Below are 14,895 nucleotides of genomic sequence, written 5' to 3'. Positions count from 1 at the left end.
TGCCGCCGCGCGGCGCTCCACATCCCCGAAAACTCCGCTCCCCCATGCCCGCTGGAGACACTCAGATGGTTACCTCGCGCTGGACGGCCGCCCCCGCTCAGGCGGCCTCCCTCCGTCGGCGCGGCGCCGTGCTCGAACGCGCGATCCTCGATGCCGCCCTGGAACAACTCAGTACGGTCGGCTGGAACGGCCTCACCATGGAGGGCGTCGCCGCCGGCGCCCAGACCGGAAAGGCCGCGGTCTACCGCCGCTGGCCGTCCAAGGAGGATCTCGTCGCGGACGCCCTGCAGGCCGGACTGCCGAGCTTCGCGGAGGCCCCCGACCTCGGCAGTGTGCGCGAGGATCTGCTTGCGCTGTGCAGGCAGGCGCGCGACGCGATGTTCTCGCGCCCCGGGTTCGCGGTCCGCGCTGTGATTCACGAGTGCGATCCGATCCAGGCCGAGCGTTTCCACAGCGTCATCTTCGACGGGATCGTAGAGCCGACGATCGAGTTGCTCCGTGAGGTCATCGCCCGCGGAATAGAGCGGAACGAGGTGCGGGCCGACGCGGCGAACAGCTATGTCTTCGATGCCATTCCGGCCATGATGATGTACCGCTCGAAGATGCGCGGAAGCGAATGGGGGGATCGCGACATCGAGGAGATGATCGACCAGTTGATGGTTCCGCTCCTGCGGCCCGACGGCGACTGAAAGGGGTTCGGGAGGGTTCTGACGCGGCGCGCGGAAACCGGGGTGTCGCCGGATGATCCCCGAGGCGTACGCTAAGGGCGCCATGCCGTACGAACCACCTACTCACACCGTCGAGCGCTCCCTTCGCGCAACGACCGGAGCGAAGATCATTGCCGGTGTCGACGAGGTGGGGCGGGGTGCCTGGGCCGGACCTGTCACCGTCTGCGCGGCGGTCACCGGACTGCGCCGGCCCCCCGAAGGCCTCACCGACTCCAAGTTGCTCACCGTCAAGCGGCGCACCGTGCTTGCCGAGGAGTTGCAGAAGTGGGTGACCTCGTACGCCCTCGGTCACGCTTCCCACGAGGAGATCGACGAACAGGGCATGACGGCCGCCCTGCGGCTCGCCGCGGTCCGAGCCCTGGAGGCGCTGCCCGTCCGGCCCGACGCGGTGATCCTCGACGGGAAGCACGACTATCTCGGGACGCCCTGGAAGGTCCGTACGGTGATCAAGGGTGACCGGTCCTGTGTGGCGGTCGCGGCGGCTTCGGTGATCGCCAAGGTTCAGCGCGACAAAATGATGGCCGAACTGGGTATCGACCATGCAGACTTCGGTTTTGCGGACAATGCCGGGTATCCGTCTCCCGTGCACAAGGCCGCGCTGGAGGAGCGGGGCCCCACCCCGTACCACCGGTTGTCGTGGGCGTATCTTGATGCGCTGCCCCAGTGGCGGCACCTCAAGAAGGCCCGCAGTTGGGCGGACGGAAGCGTTCCGGAGATCGAGGGACAGCTCGGCTTCGACTTCTGACGATTCCGCTCGCACTCATGTGCCACCCCCCGACGCGAGCCGTACCAACGTTTGATAAATATCAGCTCATGCCTCTCATTCCCGAGGAGCCTCAGATTCACGAGAGTGCCCAGGGTCCCCGCGCCACTCCGGCCAGTGGCCGCACCGCGCCGACCCCTCGCCCCGTACCCGGCCCCCGCCCCGCGGCCCCGCCGCGACCCGGCCGCCCCGGTCCGCTCCGGCCCACTCCGCCGGTGCAACGTACGTCGCGTGACGTGGCCGCCAAGCCCGGACCCTCGGGTCCGGTAGCCGCCGCTGCCCCCGTCGCGGCTCCGGCGACCCCGCAGATCCAGCTGATCCCGGCCTCGCTCGAAGGCGCGCTCGACGCCGCCGAGGAGGCCGTGGACCTGCTGCTGGACTCGGGACGCGCCCCCGGCGACGTGCTCGTCATCACCACCGGCGAACAGCACCCGTGGGCCGCCCACGAACTGTCCTTCGGCGAAGCCTCCTACTGGGCCCAGCACGACGTCGGCGACGACGTCTTCTACGCCGACGCCGCCGTCGCCTCTCGCGCCGGCTCGCGCCCCGTGGTCGTGGTCGCCGTCAACGGTGGTCCCGACACTGCCGCCGCCACCGCCCTGCCGCTGGCCCACGCCCGGGCCGGCGCCCTGCTGATCGTCTGCGGCGACCCGCAGCAGATCAACTCGGTTCTGGGCGCGGGCGTCTGAGACCGCTCCGGGACGTCCACGGGGACCCCGGAGCGAGGACGACGCCGCTTGTTGCGGCATCGGCACGGCGGACGCTTCGGCATGCTCGGATGACGGCCGGGGTGGCCGCCGAGGGCGCGTGACACGGGTCGTCCGCCTTGGTCCGCGGGAGTGCCCGCGCGCGGACACGGTGTCCGTCGTACGCGCGGGTCTTCGTCCCAGGTGCTGTGCCGGCATACGGCGGGAACCTGCCGTACGGCCCGGTCGGCTCAGCGGGCTGCCGCGCGGCGCAGAACCTCCGAGGCGGCACCGCCGGTACGCGGCAGCGGAGGCGGGGCCTCTGACATGCCGAACGGTTCCGGCGACGAGTCGGCGCTCGGGCGGCGACCGCCACGGCCCTCGCCGAGGACCTGCCAGCCGTCCCGGGTCAGCGTTATGTAGGCCCCGCAGCGCAGTCCGTGCAGCGTGCAGGCGTCACGCAGACCCCACATCCATGCGCCGTCCTCCTCCGTCCAACGCGCGTCCCCCTCGCGGCAGTAGAGCAGCACCGCGGTGCGTACCGGGGTGCGCAGCCGCAGGTCGTGCGGGATGACCCGGCGCAGCTGGGCGAGCAGCGCGTTCCGGAACATCCAGCCGTCCGCCGGAGCCGGGCGGCGGGTGAACGAGGCGCTGGCGCGCAGCCGTTCGTCCGGGTCCAGGACCGCCACGATCGCGGTCGCCGGCCGAGGGCGGTGCCGGGAGTGCAGTCCGCTGACGACCTCCCGTGGGTTGCGCAGCAGGGGGATGCCGGCGGCGGCCCACTCCGCCGGTTCGAGCATGCGGACGAGCGGGTTGGCGGAAGCGGCGGACAGGTCGGCAGACGTCGACGTGGATGCCGCGGAGGACGGAGCGAATGCGAAGGTCACGGTCCTCCCTTCGGCTACGCGCCCACACTGCGGGCGAGGTCGGATTCGGGGGAGCGCACACCGCAGCAGAGCCCTACCGGACCACGGACGAGCCGTGCGGGGAGCGGAGTTCAATTCTTGCTGTCGAACTTGGATGCGGCAACGAGCAATTGGGGCCACTGACCGGAATCTGGCGGTACGCGGTTTATATCCCTACCCCGGGCTTACTGCCGCGACGCGTGAGGTGACCGTTCACCTCGCGTTCGTACACCGTTGGGGCACAGCTGGTCCAGAGGAGCGTCGCCCGACTCGGCGGAAGGATGTGGCCGAGGTCCCTGCCCGAGGGCCGGCGATCAGCCCTGGACGGCCAGGACGAGAGGCAGCACCTCCTTCGCGCCGGCCCGCCGGAGCGCGCGGGCCGCGACCGCGAGCGTCCAGCCCGTCTCGGTGTAGTCGTCGACGAGCAGGACGGGGCCTGCGGCGTCCGCGAGGGCGGAGGCGAGCGCCGGGGGCACGGTCAGGGTGCCGTCCAGAGCCTTGAGGCGCTGCGCGCTGTTGCTGCGGGAGACGTGGGGCGCGTCGGCCGCGTACTCCACGGAGCCGAGCAGCGGCAGCCTGCCGACTTCCGCGATCCGCGCGCCCAGCGAGTCGATCAGTTGGGGCCGGGTGCGCGAGGCGACGGTGACGACACCCACAGGACGGGCGAGGACAGCGGCCTCTCCCGATGCCCAGCCGCCGGGCCCCTTGGCCCAGTCGACGAGCACACCGACCACGGCCTTCGCCACATCGTCCGGCACGGGCGCGTCCGGGGCCTGGGGCGTGAGCATGGGCCGCAGCCGGTTGCCCCAGCCGATGTCCGACAGCCGGCCCAACGCCCGCCCGGGCGCCGCCTGTTCACCGGCCGGGATGCGGCCCTTGAGGTCGACGCCGATCGACGGCAGCCCGGTCGGCCACATCCGGCGCGGCTCCACCTCGACACCCGCCCGGCCGAGATCGACGCGAGCCGCGTCCAGCGCGGCCGTGGACGTGTCCGCGGTGAAGCGCGCCCCCGCGCAGTTGTCGCAGCGCCCGCACGGCTTGGCACCCTCGTCGTCCAGCTGGCGCTGCAGGAACTCCATCCGGCAGTCCGTCGTCGAGGCGTACTCGCGCATCGCCTGCTGTTCGGCCTTGCGCTGCCGCGCGACCCACTCGTACCGCTCCGACTCGTACGTCCACGGCCGGCCGGTCGCGATCCAGCCGCCCTTGACCCGCTGCACCGCCCCGTCCACGTCGAGCACCTTGAGCATGGTCTCCAGGCGGGAGCGGCGCAGCTCGACCAGGGGTTCCAGCGCGGGCAGCGACACGGGGCGGTCCGCGCGCGCGAGGACGTCGAGTGTGCGGCGCACCAGTTCCTCCGGCGGGAAGGCGAGCGATGCGAAGTACTCCCAGATCGCCTCGTCCTCCCGGCCGGGCAGCAGCAGCACTTCGGCGTGCTCGACGCCGCGTCCGGCACGGCCCACCTGCTGGTAGTAGGCGATCGGTGAGGACGGCGAGCCGAGGTGCACCACGAAGCCGAGGTCCGGCTTGTCGAAGCCCATGCCCAGCGCGGAGGTGGCGACCAGGGCCTTCACCCTGTTCGCGAGGAGGTCGTCCTCGGCCTGCTGCCGGTCCGCGTTCTCCGTCCTGCCGGTGTACGAGGCGACCGTGTGGCCGCGTTGGCGCAGGAAGGCGGTGACCTCCTCGGCGGCGGCCACCGTGAGCGTGTAGATGATCCCGGAGCCCGGCAGCTCGTCCAGATGGTCGGCGAGCCAGGCCATGCGGTGCGCGGCATCCGGCAGCCGCAGCACGCCCAGGCTCAGGCTCTCCCGGTCCAGCGGGCCGCGCAGCACCAGCGCGTCCGACGCGCCCCCGGTGCCGAGCTGCTCCGCGACATCGGCGGTCACGCGCGCGTTGGCGGTCGCGGTGGTCGCGAGCACCGGTACGCCGGGCGGGAGGTCGGCGAGCATGGTGCGCAGTCGGCGGTAGTCCGGGCGGAAGTCGTGTCCCCAGTCGGAGATGCAGTGCGCCTCGTCCACCACGAGGAGCCCGGTGGCGGAGGCCAGCTTGGGCAGTACCTGGTCGCGGAAGTCCGGATTGTTGAGCCGCTCCGGGCTGACCAGCAGGACGTCGACCTCGCCGGCCGCGATCTCGGCCTGGACGGTCTCCCATTCCTCGGTGTTGGCCGAGTTGATCGTCCGCGCGTGGATGCCGGCCCGGGCCGCGGCCTCGACCTGGTTGCGCATCAGGGCGAGCAGCGGGGAGACGATCACCGTCGGACCGCTGCCGCGGGCCCGCAGCAGCGACGTCGCCACGAAGTACACCGCGGACTTGCCCCACCCCGTGCGCTGCACGACGAGCGCGCGGCGTCTGTCGGCGACCAGTGCCTCGATCGCCCGCCACTGGTCCTCGCGCAGCCGGGCCGCGCCGGTGGCGTCCCCGACGAGGCGGGCCAGGACCGCGTCGGCGGCCGCCCGGAGTTCCGCGTTGCTGGTGTGCTCCATGCGTCCCATCCAACAGGACGGCACTGACAATCCGGACCGGGGCGGGGTGGGAGTGGCGCAGATGCCGGTGTTTCCGAAGGGGCAGGGCCGGGGTCGAAGGGGGAACCTGTCCGACTTTCCGGCGGAGCCCGCGGGAGTTTGAAGCAGGGTCCGCCGGAGTTTCCGAGGGAGCCTGCGGGGGTTTCCGGGGAGGGGTGGCGGATTTCGGGGGCGGGAGCCAGGTTCCGTGGGGAGGGGGAGTGGGCCAGACCTCGCGGGCCTGTTTCGGAGAGATCGGGTTCGGCCCGTCCCGTTCCGGCATTGACGTGTCCCTGGTCGGACTTATCCACAGGGCAAAGCGGAATTTCATGATCCGCGAGATCGTCGGCGCATGACGAATCACGGCGAAACCACTGGATCCCCCGAAAACGGCAAGGCTGCCGGACACGACGGGCACGAGCCCCGCGAGGACGGACACGCGGTCCGCCCGGCCCCGGTCGACTGCGCCGCCTACGACAGCCACGGCCCCGAGCACCAGGTCACGCTGCGCACTCCTGCCGAACTGGCCGACGCGCTCCCGTATCTGCTCGGTTACCGCCCCGAGGACAGCATCGTCCTGGTCGCCCTGCACGACAGGGACGGCCGGGGCAGGTTCGGCGGCCGTGCCCGCCTCGGTATTCCGACCAGCGCGGACGACTGGCCGTCCGCGGCGCGGCAGTTGGCGCACGGGCTGGTGACGGGCAGCGAGCGCAGAGGAACTCGCCCCGAACAGATCGTCGCCTACCTCTGCCAGGAGCCCGCGAAGGGGGAGACGGGTCGGCAGGTCATGGAACGCCTGCGCCCGCTGGCCCAGAAACTGCGCGTCGAATGCGGTCAGCTGGACGTCCCGGTGATCGAGGCACTGTGCATCTCGGACGGCCGCTTCTGGTCGTACTGCTGCGTGAACGAGACCTGCTGCCCGTCCGAAGGCGTCCCCATGGGCCTGCCCGGCACCTCCGTGCTGGCCGCCGCGGCCACCTATGCCGGCCTGCAGGTACGGGGAACGCTGCGCGAGCTCCGGGCAAGGCTGCAGCCCTGGGAAACCGCGGCGGCACTGGAGCAGGAGCTCGCCCTGGACACCGCGAGCATGGCGCTGGTGCCCCGGATTCTCGACGGCGCCAGCCGCGCGGACGTGGCCGAGGAGACGCTGGAGCTGGCCGAGCGGATCCGGCATCGCCTGGCGGAAGCCCCTGCGGTGTCCGGCACGCTCATGGCGGACCTCCGCGACGACGAACTGCTCGGGCACGACGAAGCGGCGACGTTGATTCTCGGTCTGCAGGACCGGTCCACGCGCGACCGCGCGGCCGAGTGGATGGAGGGCGAGGAGGCCGCCCCCGCACTGCGCCTCTGGCGCGCACTTGCCCGCCGTTGCGTCGGGCCGTACGGCGAGCACGCCGCGGCGCCGCTGACCCTCGCCGGCTGGGTCGCCTGGTCCGGGGGCGACGAGTTGGAGGCGAGGGAGGCGCTGGCCATGGCACTGGGCGCCGACCCCGGCTATCTGTTCGCCCGACTGCTGCATCAGGCCTGCAACGAGAGCCTGGATCCGGAGTCGATCCGGCGCTGCTTGCGGGCGGAACGGCGGGATCGCGAAAGGGGGTTGGGCCGGCGGCCCAGGGGCGGGGAGCCGGGCGCCGAGGCGGGGCCGGCGCAAGGGGAGGACGCGGAGGGAGCCAAGGACATGGGGGCGGCTTCGGCACCGGAGACGGGTGACATGACCGGGGTGCCTTTGGAGGCGCGGGCGGCATCAGAGGCTGCTGAGGCTCGCGCCGGCCTTCCTGCGTCGCCTGCGTCGGAGGAGGAGGTTTCCCGGCCACGGCGCCGTACTCGTTCCGGTGGCGCGGGCGGGAGTCGGACTCGCGCGACCAGGGCGGATGATGGGGAGGCCGGTAGCCGGTCTCGCGCAGTGAGGGCGGACGGCCGTGCGGCCAGCGGTCGGCCTCGCGCAACGAGGGGGGACGGTGTCGCGGCCGGTACCCGGAGTCGCCCAGTGGGCGCAGATGGGCGGGGCAGCGCCGCAGGAGTGGCTCGTTCGCGGAGGTCGACGACCGACGGCACCCGTCCTGGCCCCACGCGGAAACCAGCCACGCGCTCGCGTGCAGGCGGGAACGGGCCTGCGCACCGCCAGGGCAGCCGTCCCGCGGGCACGAACCCCGGAAGCGACGGCGCCGAGGGGGACGCGTGAGCAATGGCCGGGAGAACACTGAAATTTGTCTGCGAATCGACGTTGATTGTGGGGCGACGAGTGAGCGGCGGCGAAAGGCCGCCGAGAGTGACCCGTTGCGCCACCGCCATTCGGTCGGGTCTGCCGATCGTGAGCGTGACCCGGGAGAGTCTCGCCGCGTTCACCTGAGTGGCGGAGCGCCTGGATGGGCTGTGCCGCCGCACAGCCCACGTCCGTCCGGATCCCACACCCGGTGCCACACACGCCCGAGGTGCACAGAGCGCAGAAGAAGCCACCGCATGCATCAGCCGACCCCGCCCTACGCCGCCGACGACCGCACGCGCGACGCCCGGTTCAAGCCGTTCCCCCAGGCGGGCGCGGACCTGCCGACGCCCGCGAGCCCTGTTGGTATGCGCGAGCCACTCGGTGCGCTCGGCCGCGATCTGTCCGACCACCAGGATCCGTCCAACGGTCGCAATCCATCCGCAGCCCAGCCCGCGGGGGGCCACCGCTTCACGCCCGCTGGACCGACGGATCCAGCACGGCCGGCGCCCACTTCCCCGGGCATGAACCGGTCTGCACCCCCGCCCCCGCCCCCGCTCCCGCCCTCAGGCCCGCCCCGCCGCCCACCCGCCTTCCCGCCCTCGGGAACTCCCTCTCAAACCCGAGGAGTTCCCACGCCCTCCCGTCGGCCGGCCGAGCTGCCGTCCACCCACACCGCCATGATCTGCCTCGCGCTTCCCGGCCTCGCCATCTCCACGGAGCAGGGGCAGATGACCGGTCAGGGGCTGGAGGGGTTCTATCGCGCGGGTCGGCGCGTCCTGTCCCGTTGCCAGGTCCGGGTGGCCGGGCGTGAACCCACCCCCGTGCAAGCCCGGATGACCGCGGCCGACCGCGCCCGCTTCGTGGGCACCCTGCGTGTCTCCCCGCACTCCGGCCCGGACCCGGACGTCATGGTCGAGCGCATCCGGCACGCGGACGGTACGGAGCGCATCACCCTGCACAACTCGGCACTGCGCCCGCTGCGGATCCCGGTCGAGGTCGCCCTCGGCACGGACCTGGCCGACCTGGGCGCCATCGCCTCGGGCACGGCAGGCCCCGAACTGCCCGCCAGCGTCCACGACTCGGGCCTGCGCTGGTCCTGCGCCACCGGCAACTCCTGGGTCACGGCGGATCCGCCGCCCGCCGACGCGCTGGCCTCCGCAGGACTGCTGCGCTGGGAGTTGGAGCTCGCGCCCGGTGGCAGCAGGACCGTGGAGTTACGCGTACGGCCGGACGGGGCCGGACCCGCCCGGGCCGCGGGCCGCGCTGCGACGAGCCCGCTCGCCGCCGCACGCGCGTCCGGCGATGATCCGCGGATCGAGTCGCTCCTGCGCACGAGCGTCGAGGACCTCCAGGCCCTCCTGATGCGCGACCCCGCGCACCCGTCCGACCTGCACCTCGCAGCCGGGGCGCCCTGGCGCTGCGGCCTCGCCCCGGCCGAAGCCCTCGCCGCGGCCCGTATGACGCTGGCCCTCGGCACCCGGCTCGCCGCGGGCACGCTGCGTACCCTCGCCCGCACCCAACTCCTGGCATCCGGGCCGCAGTTCGGCATGATCCCAGGTCCACGGCGCGACGCGGGCATCCACCTGCCGCCGGGCTGCACCGGCACCGAGGCCACCCTGCTCTTCCCCGCGCTCCTGGCGGAGGCCCGCCGCTGGGGCCTCGCCGAGCAGGAGACGGAGGAACTGCTGCCGACGGCCGAGCGCTGCCTGACCTGGCTGCGGGCGACCGTCGGCGACGGCACCTACCTGCGCGATCCCCACCCCGGCGGTCCGGTCCGCTGTGAGACACAGGCACACGCACACCGCGCCGCGCTTCTCGGCGCCGACCTGCTCGATGCCTGCGGCAGACCCGGCGGCGCCGACCTGCGCCAGTGGGCGCAGGCGCTGCGGACGGCCTTCCGGGACGACTTCTGGATCGACGACCTCGGCGGAGGCAGACCGGCGGCCGCCCTTGCCCCGGACGGGAGCCAGGTGCCGCAACTGGGCGCGGCCGCCGGCCACCTCCTCGACACCGGTCTGCTGGGCAGGGGCGAACTGGCCGCCGGCCTGCTCGACAAGGTGCAGACCGAGCAGCTCGCACGACTGCTCGGCGGCCCGGCCATGGACTCGGGCTGGGGGCTGCGCGGACTGGGCGCGAAGGAAGCCGGATACAACCCGTTCGGCCACCGCAGCGGCGCCGTCCGGGTCCACGAGACGGCTGTGGCCGTCGCGGGGCTGGCAGCCGCCGGATACGAGAAGGAGGCCAACTCGCTGCTGCGCGGCGTGCTAGCGGCGGCCGAGGCCTTCGACCACCGGCTGCCCGAGATGTACGCGGGGGAGCAGCGCACCGGGGGAGGCGCCCCCCTCCCGCACCCGGCGTCCTGCCGCCCCGCTGCCACGGCGGCGGCCGCGGGAGTGCTGCTGCCGATCACTCTCGCGGGCATCCGCCCCGACGCCCCGGGCGGGACTGTCACGCTGCGCCCCGTGCACAGCGCACCCCTGGGCGAGACGGTCCTGACGGGACTGCGTGTCGCCGGTGCCCCCTTCTCCGTACGGGTCAGCAGACTCGGCCTCGCCATGGTCGAGGAGGCGGGCGACGGGCTCCAACTGGGCGGGTGACCTCGGAGGACGTGCCATCGGGGGGCGACCCGGAGGGGAAGGCGAGACGCATATCCGAGCGAATTGGATCAGTCACCGAAGCGGCCGACGAAGGGAGTGTTTATCGTCAGGCAGACGACTATGATCGCCGCATGCCCTACGACCCGTCAGCCTTTCCGCCCTTTGCCGTCACCGTGGACCTGGTCGTGCTGACCGTGCGCCGCCATGCGCTGTGCGCGCTCGCGGTGCGCAGGGGCGAACCACCGTTCCAGGGGCGCTGGGCGCTTCCCGGCGGATTCGTACGGGCCGACGAGGACCTGGCGCAGGCGGCGGCGCGAGAGCTGGCCGAGGAGACCGGGCTGCGCGCGCACGACCCCGCCGTACCGGCTCAGGACAACGGTGCCCATCTGGAGCAGCTCGCCACCTACGGGGATCCCAAGCGGGATCCCCGGATGCGCGTGGTGAGCGTCGCCCACCTGGCGCTCGCCCCCGACCTGCCCGCGCCCCGGGCCGGCGGCGACGCCAGCAACGCACGCTGGGCACCCGTCGAGGAACTGCTGCAGCAGGGTGGTTACGGCCGTGACGGCGAACCGGTGGCACCGCTCGCCTTCGACCACGCACAGATCCTCTCCGACGGGGTGGAGCGCGCCCGCTCGAAGATCGAGTACTCGTCGCTGGCCACGGCGTTCTGCCCCACCGAGTTCACCGTGGGCGAGCTGCGGCGGGTCTACGAAGCGGTCTGGGGCGTGGCGCTCGACCCGCGCAACTTCCACCGCAAGGTGACCGGCACGCCCGGCTTCCTGGTGCCCACCGGCGGTACGACGACGCGCCAAGGCGGTCGGCCCGCCCAGTTGTTCCGCGCGGGCGGCGCGACGCTGCTCAACCCCCCGATGCTGCGCCCCGAGGTGTGACGGCCGCACGCGTGGAGCGAGCGCCAGTATGCCCAAAAAGCGGACATAGCGCGCTATCTTGCTGCGGGTGATCCAGGCCTTCGGACTGACCAGCAACCCCCGCAAGGACCTTCCGCCCGCCGTCGACGACGTCTCCTTCGAGGCGCGCGCGGGCCGCGTCACCGCGCTGCTCGGTGCGCCGGGCGCCGGCAGGACGACGGTGCTCAGACTCATGCTCGAACTCCAACAGGGCCGTGGCATCACCTACTTCAGGGGCCGCCCCCTGCACCGCATCGCCCACCCCTCGCGCGAAGTGGGCGTGCTCCTGGGCGACGTACCGGGGCACCCGGCCCGTACCGTACGCGGCCACCTCCGCATGCTCTGCGCGGCCGCGGGGGTTCCGGTCCGGCGCGCCGACGAAGTCCTCGAAGTGGTCGGCCTGGTGAGCCTGCGCGACGAACGCCTCGGCACTCTCTCGCGCGGCATGGACCGCCGCCTCGGGCTCGCCTGCGCCCTGCTGTCCGACCCCCACACGCTCGTCCTCGACGAACCCGCCGACGGCCTCTCCACCCGCGAGACCGGCTGGCTGTACGGCATGCTGCGCGCCCATGCCGCCCAGGGCGGCACGGTCCTGCTCACCACGGCCGACCCCAAGGAGGCCGCACGCAACGCCGACCGTGTGATCACGCTGGAGCAGGGCAGACTCGTCGCCGACCAGGACGTCGCCGAGTTCGCCCGCACCCGGCTGCGCCCCCGCGTCGCCGTTCGCAGCCCGCACGCCGCACGGCTCGCCGCCCTCCTCACCAAGGAGGCCCGCACCGCGCAACGCTCCGTCGAGATCGTCCGCGAAGGCGGCAACCGCCTCTCCGTGTACGGCAGCACCTGCGCCGACGTCGGCGAAACGGCGTTCCGCCACGGCATCCTCGTACACCAACTGGCGGACGAGATCGGAGACATGGGACCCGGAGCGGGGGCGACGCCGCCGGCCGTGCCGGACGCGACCGAGGGCTCCTGGTCGCCGGCCGCATCACGTACCGCCGACGCGTACACCAGCCCCGCCGACGCGCCTGCTACCGCCACCGGTGCGCCTGCCACCGCCATGGGCGTGCCTGCCACCGCCACCGACGCGGCTGCCACCCCCACCGATGTGCCCGCCACTACCACCAGCGCGCCTGCCACCCCCACCGGCGCGCCCGCCGCCGCCACCGGCCTGCCCGCCACCGCCCCCGACGCGCACACCACCCCCGCCGACAGGCCCCCCACCGACGCCGGCGGACCCCATCCCGGCGCACCACGCCACGCCCCGTCGGCCGACGCTTCCCAGGCTGCCGATCCCGCCAACCCCGCGCACCCGCACTCGCCCGACCACCGGCACCTCCACAGCACCCCCCGTCCCCTCGACCCCCGCGCTCCCCTCTCCCCCCTCCCACCCCCCATCTCCGTCCGCCCCGCCCCCAGCCCCCTCCGCCCCCTGCGCTACGAGATCCGCCGCGCCACCGGCATCGGGACCGGGTTCCTCACCGCCGCCGCCGTGCTGCTCGTGTCCGCGCTCACCGCCGTACTCCTGGCACGGATCGGACACACCCCGCAGTCGCGCCTGCTGGTGGCCTGGCCGCGGGAGGTGCCGTTGCCCCCGGCTGCCCTGGGGGCGGGGCTGCTCGGGGCGCTGGCCTTCGGTGACGAGTTCCGCCACCCCGCGCTGGCGGCGGATCGCGGCACCGTGCCCCGGCGGCTGGGGCTGCTCGTCGCGAAGCTCCTCGTCGCCGCGGCCACCGCGCTGACGCTGGCCTTCCTCACGGTCGGCTGCGACGCCGAAGTGCTCTATCTCGTATACGGACGGGAGCTCGCGCAGGTTCCCGCCGACTGGCTTTCGCTGAGCGCGAGTTGGATCGGGCTCGTCGTCGGCTGTGCCTGGGCCGGCGTGCTGGCGGCCGGCGTCTTCCGGTCCACCACGGCGGGGCTGGCGGCCGTCGTCGCCGTACCGGTGCTCGTCGTTCCGCTCGTACAGAAGGCCTTGGAGGGATCGTCCGTGCGGACCGCGGCCGGTCTTCCGATGCGGCTGCGCGAGACGCTCCTGCTGCAGTGGCCCTTCGGGGGAGAGCGCTATCTTTCCGCGGCGGTACGTGTGCTCGCCCAACCCGTGGGCGGCGCGCTGACGTTGTCGCTGACCGCTCTGCTCTGCGCGTATCTGCTCACGACCCTGCGCGGCAGGGTCCGATGACGACCGTCCGTGTCCGTTCGCCCCACCCTGCGCACAACTCCCCGGGGAAAGCCCATTTCTTTCCGATAAGGCGTCAATTGCGACGGAGTGAGCGATCACCCTTTCGTGTGCTTTTCACCAAAGACCTCAAGGGAGTTGGGAGCGACGCCGACAAAGGATCCGTGAGTACCCTTGCGCACACCATGATGACCGCCGCCCGCTCCGCAGACTCCGGTCTCGCCGGCCCGGGCGAACTCGACCGCTACCCCTACGCGGAGGCCCCCGTCGCCGACCGCGTCGGAGTCCCTGCCTGGGAGAGCGCGGACCCGGAGCTGGGCCGCGTGGGCCGCCGCGCCGCGGGCAGCCGCGGGCGCGGGCTGCACGGCCAACTCGTCCAGCAGCTGGGCCAGATGATCGTCTCCGGCGACCTGGGCGCGGACCGCCCGCTGGTGCCCGAGGAGATCGGCCAGCGTTTCGAGGTCTCCCGCACCGTAGTCCGCGAGTCGCTCCGCGTCCTGGAGGCCAAGGGCCTGGTGAGCGCCCGGCCGAACGTCGGCACGCGCGTGCGTCCCGTCAGCGACTGGAACCTGCTCGACCCGGACATCATCGAATGGCGCGCCTTCGGGCCGCAGCGCGACGACCAGCGCCGCGAGCTGAGCGAGCTGCGCTGGACGATCGAACCGCTCGCCGCCCGCCTCGCCGCCGGGCACGGGCGCGAGGACGTCCAGCAGCGCCTCGCCGACATGGTGGAGATCATGGGTCACGCGATGGGGCAGGGTGACGCGCTCACCTTCTCCCGCGCCGACGCCGAGTTCCACTCGCTGCTCATCCAGGTCGCCGGCAACCGCATGCTGGAGCACCTCTCCGGGATCGTGTCGGCCGCGCTCCAGGTCTCCGGCGGCCCCGTCACCGGCTGTGACCGGCCCAACGAGACCTCGCTCACGTACCACGGCCGGATCGTCGACGCCCTCGCGGCCGGCGACGGCACGGGCGCCGAGACGGCCATGCGCCAACTGCTCACCGTCCACCCCGAGGTGGAGCGCGTGGTGCCGGCGCCGCGCGAGCACTGAGCGCGCGCACCGCGGGTGGCGCGGCCGGGTATGTCTCCCCCTCCTGTGGCATCGCCTGGCCGGCGAACCGTCTCCCGTCGGACCCCGCAGGATCTCCGCCGTCCTGCGGGGTCCGACGGTGCGACGGGCCGTGTGTTCCGGGCGCGAGCCCTGGGTAGGAGGTGTTGGTGGCCTTCTCTGCCCCTGTCTGACCGTTTTTGAGCGCTTACGGGGTGTGACTCGGGCCACGCAGATTGGGCGTAACGCTCGTGGGAACAGCGCGATGACCTAAGAGGTGACAGCCGAGGAGGGAATACGGACGCCGTTCACGGCGCTGTGCATCTTCCCGGCCCCCGCCCGCGCCGTCGGCCCGATCCTCAAAGCCGGCGGTCGG

Annotated in this window: 10 protein-coding genes; 8 read left to right on the top strand and 2 right to left on the bottom strand. The window is 72.9% G+C overall.

The genetic code is table 11. From position 1 onward, the window contains the following. The first annotated feature begins 65 nt into the window (after positions 1–65). From MQP27_RS12390 to MQP27_RS12380, 3 genes are all read left to right on the top strand, one after another. Positions 66–689: a TetR/AcrR family transcriptional regulator gene (locus MQP27_RS12390; RefSeq protein ID WP_242764920.1), complete on the top strand. Its 624-nt coding sequence runs from the start codon at positions 66–68 to the stop codon at positions 687–689. An 82-nt stretch (positions 690–771) separates the two neighbouring features. Beyond that, positions 772–1,473: a ribonuclease HII gene (rnhB, locus tag MQP27_RS12385; RefSeq protein WP_242764918.1), complete on the top strand. Its 702-nt coding sequence runs from the start codon at positions 772–774 to the stop codon at positions 1,471–1,473. Positions 1,474–1,541: 68 nt separating this feature from the next. Continuing rightward, a complete protein-coding gene (locus MQP27_RS12380; RefSeq protein ID WP_242764916.1) occupies positions 1,542–2,180 on the top strand; it encodes a hypothetical protein in 639 nt (212 codons plus the stop codon). Between the two features lie 248 nt (positions 2,181–2,428). Here the strand turns inward: MQP27_RS12380 and MQP27_RS12375 are convergent, their stop codons facing one another. Continuing rightward, positions 2,429–3,064 (bottom strand): hypothetical protein, encoded by a 636-nt coding sequence (locus MQP27_RS12375; protein ID WP_242764914.1) that lies wholly within the window; start codon positions 3,062–3,064, stop codon positions 2,429–2,431. 332 nt (positions 3,065–3,396) lie between these two features. Next, complete coding sequence (locus MQP27_RS12370; protein WP_242764912.1) at positions 3,397–5,562, bottom strand: RecQ family ATP-dependent DNA helicase; 2,166 nt, start codon at positions 5,560–5,562, stop codon at positions 3,397–3,399. A gap of 370 nt (positions 5,563–5,932) precedes the next feature. On the opposite strand from MQP27_RS12370, the gene MQP27_RS12365 reads away from it, so the two are divergent. The 5 genes from MQP27_RS12365 (at position 5,933) to MQP27_RS12345 (ending at position 14,522) form a co-directional block, all read left to right on the top strand. Next, positions 5,933–7,762, top strand: coding sequence for a DUF4192 domain-containing protein (locus MQP27_RS12365; RefSeq protein WP_242764910.1), 1,830 nt, complete (start codon positions 5,933–5,935; stop codon positions 7,760–7,762). A gap of 701 nt (positions 7,763–8,463) precedes the next feature. After that, a complete protein-coding gene (locus tag MQP27_RS12360; protein ID WP_242764908.1) occupies positions 8,464–10,383 on the top strand; it encodes a glycogen debranching N-terminal domain-containing protein in 1,920 nt (639 codons plus the stop codon). Between the two features lie 131 nt (positions 10,384–10,514). Continuing rightward, entirely contained in the window at positions 10,515–11,273 is a 759-nt protein-coding gene (locus MQP27_RS12355) for an NUDIX hydrolase (protein ID WP_030939512.1), read from the top strand. A 67-nt stretch (positions 11,274–11,340) separates the two neighbouring features. Next, the gene (locus MQP27_RS12350; RefSeq protein WP_242764905.1) at positions 11,341–13,473 is read left to right on the top strand and encodes an ABC transporter ATP-binding protein; all 2,133 of its coding nucleotides are present in this window, start codon (positions 11,341–11,343) and stop codon (positions 13,471–13,473) included. Between the two features lie 161 nt (positions 13,474–13,634). Next, on the top strand, positions 13,635–14,522 hold the full coding sequence (locus MQP27_RS12345) for a FadR/GntR family transcriptional regulator (RefSeq protein WP_242764903.1): 888 nt from the start codon (positions 13,635–13,637) through the stop codon (positions 14,520–14,522). Positions 14,523–14,895: the final 373 nt, after the last annotated feature.

It is taken from the genome of Streptomyces cylindrosporus (assembly GCF_022698165.1).
GTDB lineage: Bacteria > Actinomycetota > Actinomycetes > Streptomycetales > Streptomycetaceae > Streptomyces > Streptomyces cylindrosporus.
The sequence above is the reverse complement of the archived record's forward strand: the minus strand, read 5'-3'. Positions and strand labels throughout refer to the sequence as shown.